The organism is Paraburkholderia silviterrae (assembly GCF_004353915.1).
Lineage (GTDB): Bacteria > Pseudomonadota > Gammaproteobacteria > Burkholderiales > Burkholderiaceae > Paraburkholderia > Paraburkholderia silviterrae.
Genome location: NZ_SMRP01000018.1, coordinates 74,318 through 91,740, shown reverse-complemented (window position 1 = coordinate 91,740; position 17,423 = coordinate 74,318). Strand labels below are relative to the sequence as shown.

The window sequence follows — 17,423 nt, the reverse complement described above, 5'->3', positions numbered from 1 at the left end:
TGTACGCACTGCGTTTTCCACATCGGCCGGTTTTGGAGCCGTACTCGTAACAGGCATTCGACAAGAGTAGAACGCGAGCCGTTGTGCGGTGATTGACGCCCTCCTTGTATCGAATTATCTTGCATTACTACGGCGTGTAACCGTGTCAGTTGTAGCGACGTCGATCATTTGATGTTCGGCATTAAATGTTCCTTTGCGGGCGAATAAATGTTCGGTGCCGATTGACGATTATTCGCTAGCGTGACTTGTTGGGAGCGCGACGCAGCCCGGGTTTCAGACAGGGACCCCGTGCGCGGATCAGAACTTTTGTTCGGCAAAAAACAGAACACTTGTCCATCGACTTGCTGGCGGACCGCTAGCACAATGGGGTATAGCTGCACCTGATTCCCGGAGGCCTGTTATGGCGTCCTGTACTCGACTATCACATGATGGCGACGCCGGCGAAAAGCCCGGGGCCGGAACATCACTGTGCGCGGGTGAAACGGCTCATGCTATCGGGTTCCGCAGATTCGCTGAATTGATGAATCTTTTCGTCGGACCGGTTGCAGCACTCAGTACTGAGCAGAACCTCCTCGTCAAACGCGAATTGCTGGAATCGCTGTCCCGCCGATCGGTATATTGGATCGCGCTACTGTTGGCCGGAAGCCCGTTCTGGTTCGCATTTGGCGGGTGGATCAAAACGTCAGACATTTATCTCTGGTTCCGTGTCGTCTGGATGCTGGGACTGTGGGGGATGGCCGCTCCCCTGGCCGCATACTTGCTGAAAAAGACCATGACGCTCCCGAAGCACGCCAGCGTCAGCGCGGTCGAGCAGATGCACTGGGCATGGGCTGCATGGGTCATGCTGACATCGTTCTGGTGGGCAGCGGCCAGTTTTGGGCTCACCCCACCCAACTTCGTGATGCTCCATGGTTATTACTTCAGGTTCGCCAGGTATGGCTTCCTGGAACTGACGATGATCAGCCAGGCATTTACTTTGCTGCTGCTCGCGCCCAGTTTTCGTGCAGCTTTAGGTGCACTCGTAATCGGCACTGTCCCATTCGGATTCAACATGGCGCCACTACTATTCGTTCACCGGCCTGGAATGTTTGACTGGTATTCGGCTCAAATAATTGGCTATTGTGTCATCGCATGGTTTATTTGCAACGATCAGCAACGCACGTGTGTCAATGAGGTTGTTCTCGAGGAAGCGCGATCTCAGGCTGTAGCGGCAACGGCGGAGAAAAACCAGTTTATTGCTGCAATAAGCCACGACTTGCGTCAACCGCTCACCACGCTCGGCCTGAAGCTGGATTATATTGAGCGGAGCCTTAAATCGACCAGTCTGGTTGAAGACGTCGCGCTTGCGCAAAGGCAAGTGGATGCGATGGAAGGAATGATTAACGGGGCACTGGATATCTGCCGCCTCGAGTCCGGCACCTGGAGCGTAGAAGTTCAGGAAGTGGCGCTGCCTTCCCTCTTACGCGGCATCGTCGTGGATATGCAGCCGCTGGCTGCGGCGAAGGGGTTAAAGTTAAGACTCCATAGCCGTCCTTATCTGGTCCGTACGGATCGGCACGCGTTGGACAGGATCGTCAGGAATATGGTGATTAACGCAGTCCGTTACACGCCTTCCGGGCAGGGAGGCAAGAAGGGGCATGTCCTGGTGAGTTGCCAGAGGCGAGACAGCCGCATAAGGATAAGCGTCTGGGACAACGGGATCGGTATCCCTGAAAGCAGACAGGCGGATATCTTCAAGAGCTATGTACAGGTCGGTAATCCCGAGAGGGATCGCGAAAAAGGATTCGGCCTGGGTCTGTCGATTGTCCAGGGACTCGCGAACCTTCTGGGTCACAAACTGGACGTGAGTTCGACACCCGGGCGGGGATCGCGTTTTTCGATTGCGGTTCCCTTCGTGGGACACATACCGCCGGAATTGCGCGAGGTTCAAACGGTTGAAGACGGCGACCCGGACCTGACCAATATGGTCGTGGCGATCATCGAGGACAATAGCGACTCAAGAATCGAAATATCGATACGCCTGATCGAGCATGGCTGCTATGTCGTGGCGGGGGCATCGTCATCCGACGTCATCGAGCAGTTGCGCATTGAGGCATTGGCAAGCGGTCCGCACTTCATCCTCTCTAGTTACAGGCTGGAAAACGAGGACGGTATTGCCGCGATCACGGCGGTCCGCGCGGCTACCGATGCTTCGATCCCTGCGCTCCTGTGGTCGGGGGACACCTCGTCAGCGGTGCTCGAAAAAGTCGCCGCCAGTGGCATGAAGCTTGTTTCGGGACCGGATTCGGAGCAGACCTTATTGACCATACTTGCAGAACATAAGCCAGGAACATTGATCGAAGGCTCGTGAAAGAGATGGCAGAGGAACGCAAAATCAGCACAACGAAGCGTAGCTGCACTTGACTCCCGGAGGCCTGCTATGGCGTCCTTCACTCGAATACCACGTGATTCTGACGCGGGTGAAACTCCCGATGCCAGAACGTCGCTGCGCGCGGGTCAAACGACTCATAAAGTCGAGCTCCGCCGATTCGCAGAAATGGTGAATCCCTTTCTGGGACCGGTTGCATCACTCAGCACCGAGCAGAATCTCTTTGTCAAACGCAAGTTATTGAAGTCGCTGTCCCGTCGGGCGGTATGTTGGACCGTGCTAGTGTCGGTCGGAGCCTCGCTGTTGTGCATATATGGATCGTGGATCAAAACCTCGGATAGCTATCGTTGGTTCCGTATCGTCTGGGTCCTGGGAATGTGGGGGATGGCCACGCCCATGGCAGCCTACCTGCTGAAAAAGACCGTGGCGCTCCCGAAGCGCGTCAGCGTCAACGCGGTCGAGCAGATGCACTGGATATGGGCTGCAGCCGTCACGTTGACATCGTTCTGGTGGGCGGCGGGTAGCTTTGGGCTAATCCCACCCGATTTCTCGAACCACGCTCCCTACATCAAATTGGCCAGTTCTGGCTTCCTCGAGTACACGCTAATCAGCCATACATTTACCTTGCTGCTGCTCGCCCCCAGTCTTCGTGCGAATTTAGGTTCATTCGTGCTTGGTGCTATCCCGTTCGGATTTAGCCTGGGACCCCCTCTATTTATTTACCGGCCAGCAATGCTGGTTTTTTATACGGCCCAACTCGTTGGCTATTGCTTCCTCGCGTGGTTCATTTTTTACACACAGAAACGTGCATATGTTAAAGAAATTATTATCGATGAGGCGCGAGAGCGGGCCGAAGCGGCAAAAGCGGAGAAGAACCTGCTGATCGCTGCAATAAGCCACGACTTGCGCCAACCGCTCACCACGCTCGGCCTGAAGTTAAATTTCATCGAGCGGAGCATTAAATCGACCCATCTGGTCGAAGACGTCTCGCTTGCGCAAAGGCAAGTGGATGCAATGGAAGGGATGATTAACGGAGCACTGGATATTTGCCGCCTCGAGTCCGGCACCTGGAATGTAGAAGTTCAGGAGGTGGCGCTGCCTTCCCTCTTGCGCGGCATCGTCGTGGATATGCAGCCGCTGGCTGAGGCGAAGGGGTTGAAGTTAAGACTCCATAGCCGTCCTTATCTGGTCCGTACGGATCGACACGCGTTGGACAGGATCGTCAGGAATATGGTGATCAATGCGGTCCGTTACACGCCTTGCGAGCAGGGAGGCAAGAAGGGGCATGTCCTGGTGAGTTGCCAGAGGCGAGACAGCCGCATAAGGATAAGCGTGTGGGACAACGGGATCGGTATCCCTGAAGGCAGACAGGCGGATATCTTCAAGAGCTATGTACAGGTCGGCAATCCCGAGAGGAATCGCGAAAAAGGGTTCGGCCTGGGTCTGTCGATTGTCCAGGGACTCGCGAACCTTCTGGGTCACAAGCTGGACGTGGACTCGACACCAGGGCGGGGATCGCGCTTTTCGGTTACGGTCCCGTTCATGGGACTCATACCGCCGGAGTTGCTCGAGGTTCAAACGGTTGAAGACGGCGACCCGAATCTGACCAATATGGTCGTGGCAATCATCGAAGACAATCGCGACTTGAGGATCGAAATATCGATGCGCCTGATCGAGCATGGCTGCTATGTCGTGGCAGGGGCATCATCATCCGACGTCATCGAGAAGTTGCGCATCGAGACTTTGGCAAGCGGCCCACACTTCATCCTCTCCGACTACCGGCTGGAAAACGAGGACGGTATTGCTGCGATCACGGCGGTCCGCGCAGCTACTGACGCTTCGATCCCTGCGATCCTGTGGTCGGGCGACACCTCGTCGGCTGTTCTCAAGAAAGTCGCCGCCAGTGGCATGAAGCTTTTGTCGAAACCGGTTTCGGAACGAACCTTATTGACGACACTTGCAAAACATAAGCCCAAAACGTCAACCGAAAGCGGTTAAAAGTGATGGCAGGGGAACATGGAGCGCGGTGTAGCAGAGATCGTTACGGCAATCGCGTATCGGCTTCCCCTCTTCCAAGGGCTAGCTCGGCGTTGACTCGAAGTGCCGCTTCAACGCGGTTTCTGACTTGAAGTTTGTCGTAAATAACACAAGAAACCTGCCTGACATGTCCCTCGGAAACGCCAAGCTCTCTTGCGATCTGTTTCCCCGAGAGGCCACGTGCAATGCAACGCGCCAAGTCCCACTCCCGCGGAGAAAGCCCAAGATGATGCTGATTCCGGTTAGCCGAGGGCGCTTGTGTCGAGCAGGCAAAGCGGAGCAAGACTTCTTCCGGAATCCAGATCTCACCTCCCAAGATCCTGCTCAGTCCAACAAACATTTTTTTGTGCGCGCCTCCTTTCAACAAGATTCCTCGAGCGGCGTAGTCACGCATGCACATTCGCAAGATTTCAACTTCATGATCGCTTCCAGGGGCCAGTCCTGTGCAGATGACCACGGGAACGTTGGAGGGATTTCCGGCCTGGAAATGCTCGAGTGTCGCCGCGCCACGGTTCTCGCCATCGAGATTGAGATCCAGGAATACCAGGTCCGGTGGAGGCGTCTTGTTGACTTCTTCAAGCGCGCTGGCAAGCGTAAAGACGGGCGTGATGTCGATCGGGGTCGCGCTCAGCTCCGACGCGTGTGTCTGGACATATTCGGAAAGCGCGACGCAAAGAATTTCGTGGTCATCGACCCATAGTATTTTCATGGTCGCTTCTCCTCTTCATACATCCGAGAAAAGCAATCGATCGCACGCTACATCTGCGCGCAGCGCTGCTTAAAAGCTTAGCATATCGGGAAAGCCGCAGAACCTTTAGCACGGGGTATGCCATGTTCGTGCCGTGTGCCGCGCCCGAGGCGGCACGCGAGGTTGCACGATCGAATCGGGCCTGCGCGGCAGCCGCTGGCATGGCTGCGATCCGCAGAGTGGTGGTGGCGCGCCGACAACTACGTCGTTGAATGTCTGCGGCGTACAGACAGTTCGGTGCCCCGTACATGCGCGAAGTGCGTCGACGTATGCGCCCGGCACCTGGTCCGCGCGGCGGACCGGCGTGCCGCAACTCTCGCAGAACGCCGCATCCAACGGTCGTGCGTTACATCTCCCGCTACCAGGCGGCGTTGAATGACCGTTGCACCCTGGAAGCGCCGTCGTCCTTGCGCTAGCGTGTGAGGCCGCTTAGGGTCGCATGCTACCGACCACCGCCGCCGAGGTGCGAACCACACGACACGCGATTAGCATCGGACGGCAGCCTGCCAACAAGGGACTGTCGTCGGAGTTGACTCGAACGACCGGCGCCCAGGATACAGGAAACATCAACCTGGTCCGGAAAAGCGCAGTTGTGCGTGCCAGGACTAGCTGGGCTCCTCTGTACCTTGAGCGGCTGTCGAGGCCGCTGCCAAGATATCGCTTGATGGCCCAGTGGAGGTTGGGAGCCTGGAGCCGCTTAGCGCGACGAGGCCGCGCTCTTCCTTCGCGCCGTATACCGTCATCGGTTTAATAGTGGCTTGCGCACCCGCTACCGGATCCGGACGGATTTCGATCACGCCGGTGCCAACGAGTTTGTCCGTGAACGGCTCACGGTCTTTACCGAAAATGATCAGATTATTGGCCTGTGTTCGATCAAAGCCCTCGGCGTTGTAGACCTCCCGCCGCACGCTCTTTGCTCCAAGGCCTTCGTGTCCGTTGGCATACGCCGCGTTTCCAACGAGTCGTGAAAGCTCCTTGAATTCGCTGTCGCCGATGGCCGCAGCGAAGTCCTTGAACTCAAGAGCGTCCAGTTCCGTCCTGAACGCCTGCGTAATGCGACGATTCCACTCGTTGAAGCCATCGCTCGTCACGTCCATGTCGGCAACTTCAATGTTGCGTATGGTCTTTGCGACCAGAATGTCGTAAATTTTGTTGTGATTGCCGCTAAATGGCAGTTCACTTGGCACACCCTGCTCGGCATGGTAGGGCAGGCAGCTTTGTGCCCCTGCGACCACAAGCGGCGTCATCGGAGGCAGCAATTGGCGTGGTCCGATGCTTGGGTGGTAGCCTTTCATGCAACTGTAGAAGAACGTTTCGGCCGACATGCCGTGAAGCGATCCCCAATATGAGGCGGTGACTCCAGGATTTATACCGTCCGCTTTTCTGCCGCTCCAGCGGTTGATCAACGAATACGAGCCTTGCTTTTGCCCAACCGGATCCGGATCGAGCTGTCGGAAAAGATCAGAATAATCGAGGTCCCGCGGTTCGACGAAACGAAAGACAGTTGCTCCGGCTGGGATAATCCGAGTTGGAAACTGCAAGTAGTGGATTTTCGTTTCGAGAGTCTTCGCATGTTTCGCGAACAACTTCTGGCGCGCCGCAAGATTGAGTTTGTTCATTGAGCGGCCTCCTATCGAAACAGCGAGACGTTCTGAGACTTTCTAGGTCAGAACCACTGTGTGGCCGGAGAATACCCCGCCTTTCTGGTAAAGCACCTGATACACCGGGATGAACTGCAATTTAGGCTGCGTCAGGCCACCCCATGGATCAAGACAGACCAGTTCAGCGTTCCGCGTGCAAGCAACGCATACGACAAAATGCCCGCTGCCGTCTGGCCATCCAATCCGGGTGATGAATGGAAACGAAGCCAAAGCGAGAAAGTCACGAAAATGCTCGATCAATATCGCTGTCGCACTGAAACCGATTGCCTGCAATGCAAGGGCGAGCGCATTGTAGGACTGTGTTCCTCCCTGCGCCTCACTGTAGCCCTCCGGAAGTAGCGCTGTTATTTGTCTGATTCGCTCTTCCCCTCCTGCGGGGCATGCCTGCTTTTTTATTCGCTCGATCATGTAGACGCAGGCCGGTCCACAAGAGAAACGGAGTTCCTGCATCCAGACGAACTGATAGTTACCGTCACTGTCGACAGCGACCAGTTCAGAATTGGCCATGACCATCTCCCGGCGTCAAAGTGGCACCAGGAATAGTAGGACATCTCGTTGGTGGGCGACGGCGCGGGTGGTTGAGATTGTTGTCGGGCGAACAGATGGCCATTCAGCGCGCCCCATCGCTCGCCAGAAAATACGCGTCCCAGAAGTGCGGGCGCTGAAAAAGCGCACCGTACTTCCCGCTTTTCAGGTCGCGCTCGACGCGCGCGAGGGCAGCCGGCTTCGGCCAGATCACACACTCGTTTCCGGCGCATCGAGCGCATTGCGATCACGCGTGTTTCGTCGAGCGTTTCCGGCGGCAGCACGAGGCGGCGGCAATCGAAGGTTGCCGCAACTCTGCCAACGGGAAAGCCACGCGCCGCAGCAGGACTTCGCGCGCTCGCGTCGAGCGCTGCATTGCTGCCGAACGGCTCGCGAGTGAGAACTCGCAGATTTGAAAGTCCTGGACCCGCCAGCATGCTGTAGCACGCCGTGCCGGGCGCGTGGGAACCGAAAAGCCCGGCATAATATGCCTATGCAAGTTCAAGACCTCGAACGCCTTGTCAGCGTCACCATGCCCTTCGGCAAATACAAAGACCGAATCATCGCCGACCTGCCCGGCAATTACCTTAACTGGTTTGCACGCGAGGGGTTTCCGCGGGGCGAACTCGGCCGCCTGCTCGCGCTGATGCACGAGATGGACCATAACGGCTTGAGGGGCTTGCTCGAGCCGCTGCGCGAACGCAGGTAACGCCTAACACACGCCGTCGGCACAGCGCCGCATGCGCGAGGTGCCATAATGCGCACGCACGTGCCGAAACGATGCAGCGCCACATCGACCGTACAGGACCGTTCTATCCCCACTTTTTGCCCAGCCGCGAGGCCGTGAATCGAAAGCGGTTATGCTTGAAGGCAGAATGCCGAATCCCATTGACCTGTCGTGAATCCGCGTATCCCTCCCCCTTTGCCGCCTGCATGGCCCTTTCCGCCGAGCCGCGATGTCACTGGCCGCAGGTTCGGCGACCTTGTCGCGCTTCAGTACTGCGGCGCCGGCGTGTGGCTCTGGAGGTGCAAGTGCGGCGGCCATGTGAGCGCCGGGCTGGATGCGGTGGAGCGCGGCCAGACACGGGATTGCGGCTGCCTTGAGCAGCGTCGGGTATGGCGCTCACGACCGGGCTCGCCTGCGCTGCGGGGCGGCGAGGTGTTCGGCCAGTTGACGACGGAGCGGTACGCTGGCAATGGCTTGTGGGTTTGCCGATGCGAGTGCGGCGGTGAGGCGACAGTCAGTGCCGGCCGCCTGCGACTGGGCCAGGCGCGGTCGTGCGGCCGCTGCTTTGGCGCTTCGAGCGACTGAGCGGCACCGCCCGCCCGGGTTGGTCATGGCGTGAGCGGCCAGTTCATCCGATCTCCCCACGCGGTGGTGGCGGCACTGAAGTGTCTACTCCATCCCGTGCGCTGTCTGCGATGTCCTGATGTTAGCCGTGGCAAGCCTGCTCCATCTCGACCCGCCCGCTACCGCCCCTAAAGCGCCCGTCGCGATTTCCCAATCATGCACGGCCGCCTGGCTTACGCCGCTGTAGAGAAACCATCTGTTCGATAATCTCCTCCGGTAATTTGCGTTCCCGAGCGATCGCCACGCTGTCCCGACCTGCAGAATCGGGAATCGACGGATCCGCTCCGGCTTCGATCAACAGGGCCAGCGTGGCGAGTCGCTTGAGCCTCGCTGCATAAAAAATCGGCGTCTCGCCATGTGCCTTGAGATTCAGCTCTGGTCTGGATTTCAACAATGCGCGGCATACGAGATCGTCGTCACGCCATACTGCCGCCCAAAGCGAATAGCTTGCGTTGGCGCCGCGCTGCAGAAGGAACTCGACGAGGGGCAAATTCTCTCCACGGGCAACCGCATACCATAGCGGCGTGGCGCGAAAATCGCCTTCGTCCTCATCCATCGGCACGGCCTGTTCGAGATCCGCACCTGCGTCGAGCAAGATTTCGACGGTCTTGATGCCATTCGGCTCAACCAGTTGTGGGCTGCTGCCAAACTTCACCGAGCACGCCCAATGCAGAGCCGTTTTTCCATTTGGGTCACTTGCCGCGACGAGCTCAGGCGCCGCAGCTAATAATGCAGCGACTGTTGGCCAGTCCCAGATACGGACCGCGGAGAATAACGCTGTTCTGGAAGGCTTGCCCATTCTCGCTCCCGCGCTCGACCGATACCGCCCTTGTTCAGATATAGGCTACGGCAATACCGCTAAAGAATGCTTTCCCGACATTCGCACCCCGGTGACCGCGTAAGTCAGGTCAATCTCGTTTGTCGAACGGAATCGGGCAAGCGAAAGCACTGGCGCGATTGAGAGCATCAGCGCGCCCGCTTCGGCAGTGGTCGAACCCGGAAGTCCGGTCAAGCGGTGAGCCCTGCTTTCGGCTCCGTCAAGCGGGGTTAGGTAGACGCGAAAACAAAGCAGCCAAAAAGCCAATTCATTTCTGAATGTTGTCCTCGCAATCATCCCAGTACCGAAGCGGATCGCGGTGTTCTGGATAGCGTTGGCTGAGCCACTGTGACAACCTCGTCCAATCTGGATGGTTGACACCTGTTTGAGCGGACCAGATCGACGACCGCTCAAGGATTTGACCGTTCCCGCGATCGCGGACCAGCAAGCTGCCTAGTCCGCTTGAACTGTTCGCCTGCGACTCAACCAGATACCTTGGCAGAATCCTGAGCTCAGCATCCTCGGCCCACCCGTATAAGGCGCGGACAACGCCGGAGGGATCCCGCAGCTCGATGGGTCCGCTTTTCGGGCGAACGGCCGTCCACCCCTCAGGGAAATCGGTGACAACCTCGTTTTTACCTTCCCTCATCCATTTCACGCGCCACGCCCGCTCTATCGCCTCGCGCATGCGAGCCACCGACGCGTAACAAGCAGGCAATTCGATCGCCATCGGAAGAGTAATGAGGTTGTCTTTCCAGAGTTTGGTTTCGTCTTTGACGCCGACGCGCTTGTCCACGTCGAACGCCCCTGGCTCAAATGGGTTCACGGGCCGGCTCGATACACTCACGTTCCCTGCGGGCAAACCCTCGAAAAGGCGCTCAGCATCATGCCGGGTAAGTTTCGTCCTTCCTTTTTTCATTTTGTCTCTCTGTAGCAAGGTTGTCGCTAACGCTAGGCCCTAACGACCGGAATCAGGCGCAACGTCCTTTCACGCGCTTGAATGTGCTCGTGATTGTATTCTGCGCCATTCGCATCGCTACAATCCTCGAGACATCTCGCCCGACGCACATTCAACGGCGCTCGGTAATCGGCCCCTCGGCATCCACGCGCCCGACAGCACCAGCGGGGCCGCCGACGGTGATCGGACCATCCACTTCCAGATCGCCGTGCACGATCAGCGGACCGTGCACAGTGAGCGGGCCATCGAACGTGTTTTCTCCCCGGCGCCTGCGTACGGCGGGATCGTTGGGCGGAATCCGTTCAATCCAGGCCGCCGTGATCGGCCCGCGGGCGTAGATGTCACCGGCCACTGTCAGCGAGCCATCGACGGTCAACGGCCCGCGGACGACGGCCGACCCGGTGATGCTGAGTGGACCCGTGGTAACGGGCTGGGCATCCGCTGACGGGAAAAAGACGGAGGACGCCAGCAGAACCGCGCCTGCCGCAGTGCACCGCGTCAGCCTCGAGGTAATGCTCATTCCGAGCCTCCCGATGAAGCGTTTCATGTTATCTCCTGGTTGGCGCAATTTGCGCACCCGTCGGCCGTCCGCGCGATTCGCGACGGCCGACCGCCCTCAAGCAGGCCCCTACGGTACTTTTCACTCTAGCCAGGGAGGTGACGAACACAAGCGAAAGTGGCCGATGGCCCGACGAGAGGGATGGCGAGTGGACGTCCGCTGCCTGCTGAGGTTCGGCCGTTTGAGCGTCTGCGGGCGCACGCCGGCGCGTGGCAGGAACTGGCCGGGAAGAGTCACCGTCATCTAGAATGGTGCACTTTGCCCGTACTCCCATGTGGTTCAAAAATCTTCAGCTTCATCGTCTTCCGGCACCTTGGGCCGTTACCCCCGATCAGATGGAAAAATGGCTGACGCCCCACGCGTTTCAGCCGGGCAACAGCGTCGAGATGCAGCGCTTCGGATGGACATCGCCGCGTGACGACGGGTCGCTCGTGTATTCGACCAACCGGCAGATGTTTCTCATGTTTCGTGCCGAAAAGAGGCTGCTCCCGGCGTCGGTCGTCAATCAGGTGGCCAAGGCCCGGGCGCTTGAAGTCGAGGAGCAGCAGGGCTTCAAGCTGGGGCGAAAGCAGCTGCGCGAACTCAAGGAGCAGGTTACCGACCCACATCCGCCGTTCGACCCGACGGGAGTTGCGACAGCTTGCAAAGGTGCAACGGACATTCGAACTCAGTTTCGGCCGCCAAATTCTCGTCCATAACCGACGTTGAGGGGCGCCGGGTTCTTCGTCCGCAATGTAGCGAATTGCTGAGGCGCCGTCGGGGAGCAGATAGAAGTTAGCTTCCAAGACCAGTGAACTCACACCCTCGATTCCGGGCCGCAGTATCGCGAAGTCACCAAATCGAGTGTTGGCGAGATCTGCCGCGCCAGTAAGGGCTAGGCGCGAAGAGGCGGGCCAACGACGTCAATCCATGACGCCTCGCCTTTGACTCCGTTCAGCGAACCTATTTGGCAAGTTCCCTGAAATAGTGCTCATTTAGAGTCGCTAACACAACCTGGACATTCGTTCCTGAACGCCATATTCCGGCGGCATGACAAGACGAAAGAATACTAATGAGCTATAGGCGGCACTGGAACCGTTGGTTCCGGCGTTCACACCGTCGCCCAACGGCGGTCGCCGTCGTACGGTTGATGACCGAGCGGCATTGAACGGCATTTTGTATGTTCCGCATATAGGCATTCCGTGGGGAGACCTGCCACGGAACTCGGTTTCGGTCGCGGCATGACCTGCTGGCGACGGTTGCGAGACTGGCAGGCAGCGGGTGTGCGGGACAAACTGCATCTGGCAATGCTTCGCCGGTTACACGAACATGACCAGATTGATTGGGCACGGGCGAGTCTGGATGCGACCAGCGTTCCCAGCCCCCGGGGGGCCAGGAAACCGGCCCCAACCCAACGGACCGCGGCAAACTCGTGACGAAACGGCACATCGTCGTAGATGCCAGAGGTATTCCCCAGGCGATCACGGTAACAGGCGCCAACCGGCATGATTCGATGGCGTTCGAGCCCACGGTTGCTGCGATACCCGCAGTGTCTGGTCTGAACGGCCCGCCCCGCAAGCGCCCGGACAAACTGCATGCGGACAAGGGCTACGACTTTGCCCGCTACCGGCCGTACTTGAAACAGCGCGGGATCACGGCACGCATTGCTCGGCGCGGCGTGGAAAGCAAGGAGCGACTCGGGCGGCATCGCTGGGTGGTCGAACGCACGCATGCCTGGTTTGCTGGTTTCGGCAAACTGCGCATCCGCTTCGAGCCGCGCCTCGACATTCATACCGCGTTTCTCTCTCTGGCTGCTGCCATCATCAGCTCTCGCTTTGTTGATGACTTCAGTTATCGACTCTTGGTCAGTGTCACGATCGGTTCGCGGACTCTATTCGCGCCATCAATAAGCGCCATTGATAACCCCGGCATTTACCCAGGAGTGATTTCTTGAGAAATATTTCTGCATTTCTGCCGGACTGGTATATTTGTAATTGAGATTTATCCCGCTTGTTACGGGAAGTCCAAGCATTTGCGCTGCCATTGAATATGCAAGGACAACAAAATTCGAGCAGAAGAATGATCGGGTCGTTCCGTTCGGGCTTGTGAAATCATTCATCATGTCTTCCGCCAACGTGCCCGAAACAGGGTTTTTGGTTACGTTGCCGCTTTTGTAGGCCGAAATGGTTGCGCCTCCTTGGCTATAGCTGCCAAAGCCATTGTCGGTTCCCGCTTTTTCCACCAGATTTGCAGCCAGATCGGCTGCAAGGTGTCGCAAGGCCTGATTGCCTCCAAGATGCCATACGTGCCACGAATAATGGGAATTAGCATTGGGTTCAAGAAATCTCAAACCCGAGCCGACGCTCTCGGCGATCGCCTTGCTGTGACCCGCCACCGAGCCTACATAAATGGCTGCGTGGACTATGTCTGAAAATCCACCAGAACTCGCTCCCGTTTTCTGACCGATCTGAATTATCGTATGGGTAACATTGCCGGTGGAGACTTTCAAAAGCACATCCCCGGTGTGCACAGCTACATTTCCAAATCGTTCCATTTCCCATTTCTCCTTGGTTGAAAGCTTCCATTTGTTCGGCCAACAGCGCGTGCATAGAATCGAAGACGAGCCGACTCGCGCAAGCAGCCGGCGAGGGAAACCGCTCCGGCATGGCGCCGCGGCGCGGTGCGTTGGCAGGAAGGGCCATCGGGCGCTCACCAGCGGGCGCATCGGATGCCGCGGCAGGAATCCCGGATGCCGTCCACAGGGAACGCAATCGGGGCCGGGTATCCGGACGGGGCATAAAGCAAGATGCCTCCGGACGCGTGGCAGGCCTGCGCAGGCTCGTACACCGATAAGACGAGCGGCGCGGCGAATAATTGAAACCTGAGCTCATGCATGCCGAACCGCTCCGTATCGAGCGGGCACTCCAACTCTTGAGAGGACGCTGGGAATTTATATTCGACAGGGGCGGAGAACACCCGTCGAGTTGGCAGGGGTTGGGTGGAAACTTGTTTGCCTGACGGCGAGGGGGCGACGAGCTCTCCGCGTCAATTCGGTCGGTGCCTTGTGCGATGGTGGCTTGCACAGACGCTTGAGGGAGCGGGCCGGACTCGGAAGTTCGGCAATGAGCGCTGGTTGTGCGCTGCAGCATCAACCGCCAACTTCCGTAGTCGACCCTGAGCGGTCCTTCAGATATTCCGGAAACGGCCGTTCACCTTATGACAGTATCCGTCATTGTTTTTACGATCCAATGCGGATTTGGCCCTGAAACACCTCGCCCAAAATCAAATGACGTCATCAATGAGAATCCAAAAGCTCATCGTCACACTTCTCCTGATCCCGTTTTGTGCCGGAGCGCAGCCTGCGTCACAGCCAAAGGATCGCGATCATTCGGTGCTTGATGCTTTTCAGGTCATGTGTAATCTCGAACTCCCGGTGTTTTCGCATGTTGATGCAAAAGCGACTGCCATGCACATGCACCTTCAGGGCGATACGTCGGCGCCTGGCACGAACGGCAGCGTCACTCGACACAAAATGTGGGTAGGGGGGCTAACGACAGGTCCTTTCGCCCTCCTGCTGGACGAGATGGACGGTACAAAAGGAGTCGCAACCAGTTGCGCAGTTGCTGCTCAGGTGCCCGATGTGGACGGGTTCCGCACTGCTTTAATCGATGGTATGAAGCTGCCGCCGGCTACCCCGCAAACCGATCAAAGTGGCGCGAGAACGAGCGAGTGGCACGGGATCTCAGGTCCGGGCACCACCTTGATACTGCGATCCATCATCAAAGGCGAGACTTCGTCGGTGATGGTGAAAATGATTGCAATGCGTCCCCAACAATAAAAGCGCAGATGGTCGGCATCCCGCGCGGCCATGATCGCACTGACAGCGCGAAGTGGCGACCGACTATTGGCGGCCGCAGGACACTTCCGACAAATTGTCGTTGATCTTGGAGACCAAGTCGAACGCCCCAAAGTGGCCGGCACCGGCAGTTCGCCTCGACGGTCGGCAGCGCTTCGTCCGGGCGGCCAGCACCCGTCGGCGCGCGGCCGCCATGCAACTTGGCGACCAAGCTCTTCGGGCGCCGGGGGGCGGTAGTCTGGCGCGTAGTGACACAATCATCCGGCGTAACGGTGACAGAATCAATGCGGTCTACGGATGCGCGCGGACGGCGCTAACCGCATCTGGTCGGTACGCACGCGTATCATGGCGCGGCAGGCGCTCCACGACCTAGTTCACACCTAAAGCCACAGGCGAATCTGCCGATATTCAATACATAAAAGACGACGTGGAGGGGTACCGTGAGGCAGGACGACTGGACGTGGGGTGCGGCAACTCGTGTTTGGTGGGCTTTTGCTTGGCGAGCGGTGCTCGTTGGCTTTTTTCTGGCGTTCATTGTCGGCTTTTTCGTGGGCGTCGTGGAAGGCGCGCTGGGTGTTGGACGTCATCACCCAGTGCTCGGCATACTAGTGGGTATGGCCTGCACGGTCCCTGCGAGCGTGTGGGCGATGCGCTCCGCACTTAAACAAACTTACCCGAGCTTCCGGATCATACTCACGAGCGCGCTAGACTCATAAACGCTCGTAGCGGCTCACCGTTAAGAGGGAACAGATCACGGTGAGTGTAGAGGAAGTCGTAGCAACGACATCATCGAAAGCATCAAAAAATGGTCATCAGAAATTCTATGACACAAAGGTTGAAATCGTTAATTCTGATTTCGATTGCCGCAGCTAGTTTTTGGCAATTCGATGCTTGTTCGGGGACCGAGAATCCGGCTAACACGTCTGATGCGGGCGATTTCGTTTTTGGTGTCATGAACGGAGTCAATTTAAAGATACCTCGATATTATTTGTTCGCGCCGGTGATTCATGAGGGCGAGCCGCGGATTGATATTTCCGGGATTGCGCAAACGGCTCACAAAGATCCGGAAATTGACACGTTTGGCATGCTGCTGCGTATGTCAAACTTGCAGCCGATACGAACGGAACAAGACAAGCAAGATTGGCTCGTGGCCAGTCGACAGACTATGTTCATGAGATCATGGTTGATGGTTTCTCTCGATAAACGCTATCACCTCAACCTGGACAAGGATCGTCCCGACATGATTCCGGAGTGGGGGCCGTACATTCTCGATAAGAATCATCCATTTAACTTAATGCATTTCGAATCAGTGCAAAGCGTTGATGACGGAATGGAACAAATGTATGGGCATGTCGAGTATTTTTACGACAAAACGACAGATACGACTATTTTTTGCCAGACTTTTCGAATGCGGGTGACGCCTTTTAGCACCTTCGACATTTGTCAGCAGCGTTTCCTTGTGCCAAAACTCCACGTGATGGCGAGTGCTACTTATACAAAGAAGGACCTTTATAAATGGCCTGAAATAGAGGGCAGGATTGTTGCCTTGATTGATAGTTTTGCTAGAAATTAATCGATGATGCTTTAATCCGTGCCGTATCCAATCCTCGACGCATCCAGCCATCGCCACGACGGTACGTGCCGTGGTAAAGCTTACTGCCTGCCAAACTATCACGTGTTAGCCGCGATGTGGAATCCGCCGCGAACGAAAAGCGCTAGCGGAGGTCGACGCCTCTATCGGACTTCGAGTGGTTCGAGACGGTTCGGTGTTGACAACAATACGAATGACCGGTGCGCCTGTCCTTCGCACGACCCGGTGGTCGAGGTGAAAAATGTCGGCAATACCAATTGAAGCGAACCATCGCTACGCGGTCCCGAAATATGTACACGGTGCGCATCGACGGCACATCCATCACCGACCTCAGTCAGTGCCGACAGCGCGAAGCGAGGTTGCGATGTCTCACCTGGTTCGTTCGGTGGCCCGAAGATAGCTAGAAATTGATGGATGTTGTTTCCGTCAGCGAACCCTTCCAGGATAAACGTTGTAACGGCGATCGTCCCATACCCCGACACTGCCATGAACTGAATCTGCCGGCCTTTCGGTGGCTCGGCTGCGTATTCGTCCTTAAGCAAGGACACCAACTTGTCGATCCCTGAACTGACCTGTCGCATCTGTTCAGCTCGGAAGTGCTTGCTTGCCGCCTGCTCCCTACCGATCGACTGTGCTTCACAAACGGCAGGGCCATCCCCGAAAACGAAGTTGATACAGATTAAGACCGTCCCAACTGCCACCAACCTCGCTGCCCCTTGCTTAATCACGACGCTGCCCCGCTTTGACTTTGTTGTCCGGATTGTCGACGATTTATGAGGTGGTGTCGAACGTCCCAAATTGGCCGCACCCGGTCCCACGACGACTTGCCGAAGTCGACCCTGAGCGGCGTTTCGAATGTTGGGAAGGATACGTTCAAGAAGTGAAAAATCGCCGGAAACCAAGAGTTCGCACCCTTGGTGAGATACTCTTACAGGCCAGCATCCGCAGAACAAACGGCCATGAGTACAACGAA

13 protein-coding genes and 2 pseudogenes are annotated in these 17,423 nt (G+C 57.3%); 7 read left to right on the top strand and 8 right to left on the bottom strand.

Annotated elements, in window-relative coordinates; all coding sequences use genetic code 11:
* Nucleotides 1–400 precede the first annotated feature (400 nt).
* Together EYW47_RS28045 and EYW47_RS28040 are read left to right on the top strand one after the other, a co-directional pair.
* Nucleotides 401–2,350: an ATP-binding response regulator gene (locus EYW47_RS28045; protein WP_133198102.1), complete on the top strand. Its 1,950-nt coding sequence runs from the start codon at nt 401–403 to the stop codon at nt 2,348–2,350.
* Nucleotides 2,351–2,419: 69 nt separating this feature from the next.
* The gene (locus tag EYW47_RS28040) at nt 2,420–4,366 is read left to right on the top strand and encodes an ATP-binding response regulator (protein WP_133198101.1); all 1,947 of its coding nucleotides are present in this window, start codon (nt 2,420–2,422) and stop codon (nt 4,364–4,366) included.
* Between the two features lie 43 nt (nt 4,367–4,409).
* Here the strand turns inward: EYW47_RS28040 and EYW47_RS28035 are convergent, their stop codons facing one another.
* The 4 genes from EYW47_RS28035 to EYW47_RS42495 all read right to left on the bottom strand — a co-directional run bounded on the left by EYW47_RS28035 (nt 4,410) and on the right by EYW47_RS42495 (nt 7,553).
* Nucleotides 4,410–5,114, bottom strand: a complete 705-nt coding sequence (locus tag EYW47_RS28035) for a LuxR C-terminal-related transcriptional regulator (protein WP_133198100.1) — start codon at nt 5,112–5,114, stop codon at nt 4,410–4,412.
* A gap of 644 nt (nt 5,115–5,758) precedes the next feature.
* Nucleotides 5,759–6,772 carry a hypothetical protein gene (locus EYW47_RS28030; protein ID WP_133198099.1) on the bottom strand — a complete coding sequence of 338 codons (1,014 nt, stop codon included), beginning with the start codon at nt 6,770–6,772 and terminating at the stop codon, nt 5,759–5,761.
* A gap of 42 nt (nt 6,773–6,814) precedes the next feature.
* The gene (locus EYW47_RS28025) at nt 6,815–7,321 is read right to left on the bottom strand and encodes a papain-like cysteine protease family protein (RefSeq protein ID WP_165976694.1); all 507 of its coding nucleotides are present in this window, start codon (nt 7,319–7,321) and stop codon (nt 6,815–6,817) included.
* Between the two features lie 103 nt (nt 7,322–7,424).
* Entirely contained in the window at nt 7,425–7,553 is a 129-nt protein-coding gene (locus EYW47_RS42495) for a hypothetical protein (RefSeq protein WP_276322965.1), read from the bottom strand.
* Between the two features lie 279 nt (nt 7,554–7,832).
* Here EYW47_RS42495 and EYW47_RS28020 point away from each other — a divergent pair, with 279 nt between their 5' ends.
* Nucleotides 7,833–8,048 (top strand): DUF3820 family protein, encoded by a 216-nt coding sequence (locus EYW47_RS28020; protein WP_133198097.1) that lies wholly within the window; start codon nt 7,833–7,835, stop codon nt 8,046–8,048.
* 796 nt (nt 8,049–8,844) lie between these two features.
* Here the strand turns inward: EYW47_RS28020 and EYW47_RS28015 are convergent.
* From EYW47_RS28015 to EYW47_RS28005, 3 genes are all read right to left on the bottom strand, one after another.
* Nucleotides 8,845–9,489: an ankyrin repeat domain-containing protein gene (locus EYW47_RS28015; RefSeq protein WP_133198096.1), complete on the bottom strand. Its 645-nt coding sequence runs from the start codon at nt 9,487–9,489 to the stop codon at nt 8,845–8,847.
* 286 nt (nt 9,490–9,775) lie between these two features.
* Complete coding sequence (locus EYW47_RS28010; protein WP_133198095.1) at nt 9,776–10,426, bottom strand: hypothetical protein; 651 nt, start codon at nt 10,424–10,426, stop codon at nt 9,776–9,778.
* A gap of 151 nt (nt 10,427–10,577) precedes the next feature.
* Complete coding sequence (locus EYW47_RS28005; RefSeq protein WP_133198094.1) at nt 10,578–11,012, bottom strand: hypothetical protein; 435 nt, start codon at nt 11,010–11,012, stop codon at nt 10,578–10,580.
* Between the two features lie 284 nt (nt 11,013–11,296).
* Between EYW47_RS28005 and rdgC the strand changes: the two are divergent.
* Both rdgC and EYW47_RS27995 read left to right on the top strand, forming a co-directional pair.
* Nucleotides 11,297–11,626: pseudogene (gene rdgC / locus EYW47_RS28000) on the top strand (recombination-associated protein RdgC); the annotation flags it as partial.
* A gap of 466 nt (nt 11,627–12,092) precedes the next feature.
* Nucleotides 12,093–12,846 (top strand): annotated as a pseudogene (locus EYW47_RS27995) (IS5 family transposase); the annotation flags it as partial.
* 60 nt (nt 12,847–12,906) lie between these two features.
* Here EYW47_RS27995 and EYW47_RS27990 read toward each other — a convergent pair.
* A complete protein-coding gene (locus EYW47_RS27990; RefSeq protein ID WP_133198093.1) occupies nt 12,907–13,557 on the bottom strand; it encodes a hypothetical protein in 651 nt (216 codons plus the stop codon).
* Between the two features lie 744 nt (nt 13,558–14,301).
* Between EYW47_RS27990 and EYW47_RS27985 the strand changes: the two genes are divergently transcribed.
* Nucleotides 14,302–14,841, top strand: a complete 540-nt coding sequence (locus EYW47_RS27985; protein WP_133198092.1) for a hypothetical protein — start codon at nt 14,302–14,304, stop codon at nt 14,839–14,841.
* An 823-nt stretch (nt 14,842–15,664) separates the two neighbouring features.
* Entirely contained in the window at nt 15,665–16,432 is a 768-nt protein-coding gene (locus EYW47_RS27980) for a hypothetical protein (protein WP_133198091.1), read from the top strand.
* The last annotated feature ends 991 nt before the right edge of the window (nt 16,433–17,423 follow it).

What these genes read in the sequence shown, in the direction of transcription:
- EYW47_RS28045 (WP_133198102.1), top strand. Translation starts at nt 401, where the DNA reads ATGGCGTCCTGTACTCGACTATCACATGATGGCGACGCCGGCGAAAAG.
- EYW47_RS28040 (WP_133198101.1), top strand. Translation starts at nt 2,420, where the DNA reads ATGGCGTCCTTCACTCGAATACCACGTGATTCTGACGCGGGTGAAACT.
- EYW47_RS28035 (WP_133198100.1), bottom strand. Translation starts at nt 5,114, where the DNA reads ATGAAAATACTATGGGTCGATGACCACGAAATTCTTTGCGTCGCGCTT.
- EYW47_RS28030 (WP_133198099.1), bottom strand. Translation starts at nt 6,772, where the DNA reads ATGAACAAACTCAATCTTGCGGCGCGCCAGAAGTTGTTCGCGAAACAT.
- EYW47_RS28025 (WP_165976694.1), bottom strand. Translation starts at nt 7,321, where the DNA reads ATGGCCAATTCTGAACTGGTCGCTGTCGACAGTGACGGTAACTATCAG.
- EYW47_RS28020 (WP_133198097.1), top strand. Translation starts at nt 7,833, where the DNA reads ATGCAAGTTCAAGACCTCGAACGCCTTGTCAGCGTCACCATGCCCTTC.
- EYW47_RS28015 (WP_133198096.1), bottom strand. Translation starts at nt 9,489, where the DNA reads ATGGGCAAGCCTTCCAGAACAGCGTTATTCTCCGCGGTCCGTATCTGG.
- EYW47_RS28010 (WP_133198095.1), bottom strand. Translation starts at nt 10,426, where the DNA reads ATGAAAAAAGGAAGGACGAAACTTACCCGGCATGATGCTGAGCGCCTT.
- EYW47_RS28005 (WP_133198094.1), bottom strand. Translation starts at nt 11,012, where the DNA reads ATGAAACGCTTCATCGGGAGGCTCGGAATGAGCATTACCTCGAGGCTG.
- EYW47_RS27990 (WP_133198093.1), bottom strand. Translation starts at nt 13,557, where the DNA reads ATGGAACGATTTGGAAATGTAGCTGTGCACACCGGGGATGTGCTTTTG.
- EYW47_RS27985 (WP_133198092.1), top strand. Translation starts at nt 14,302, where the DNA reads ATGAGAATCCAAAAGCTCATCGTCACACTTCTCCTGATCCCGTTTTGT.
- EYW47_RS27980 (WP_133198091.1), top strand. Translation starts at nt 15,665, where the DNA reads ATGGTCATCAGAAATTCTATGACACAAAGGTTGAAATCGTTAATTCTG.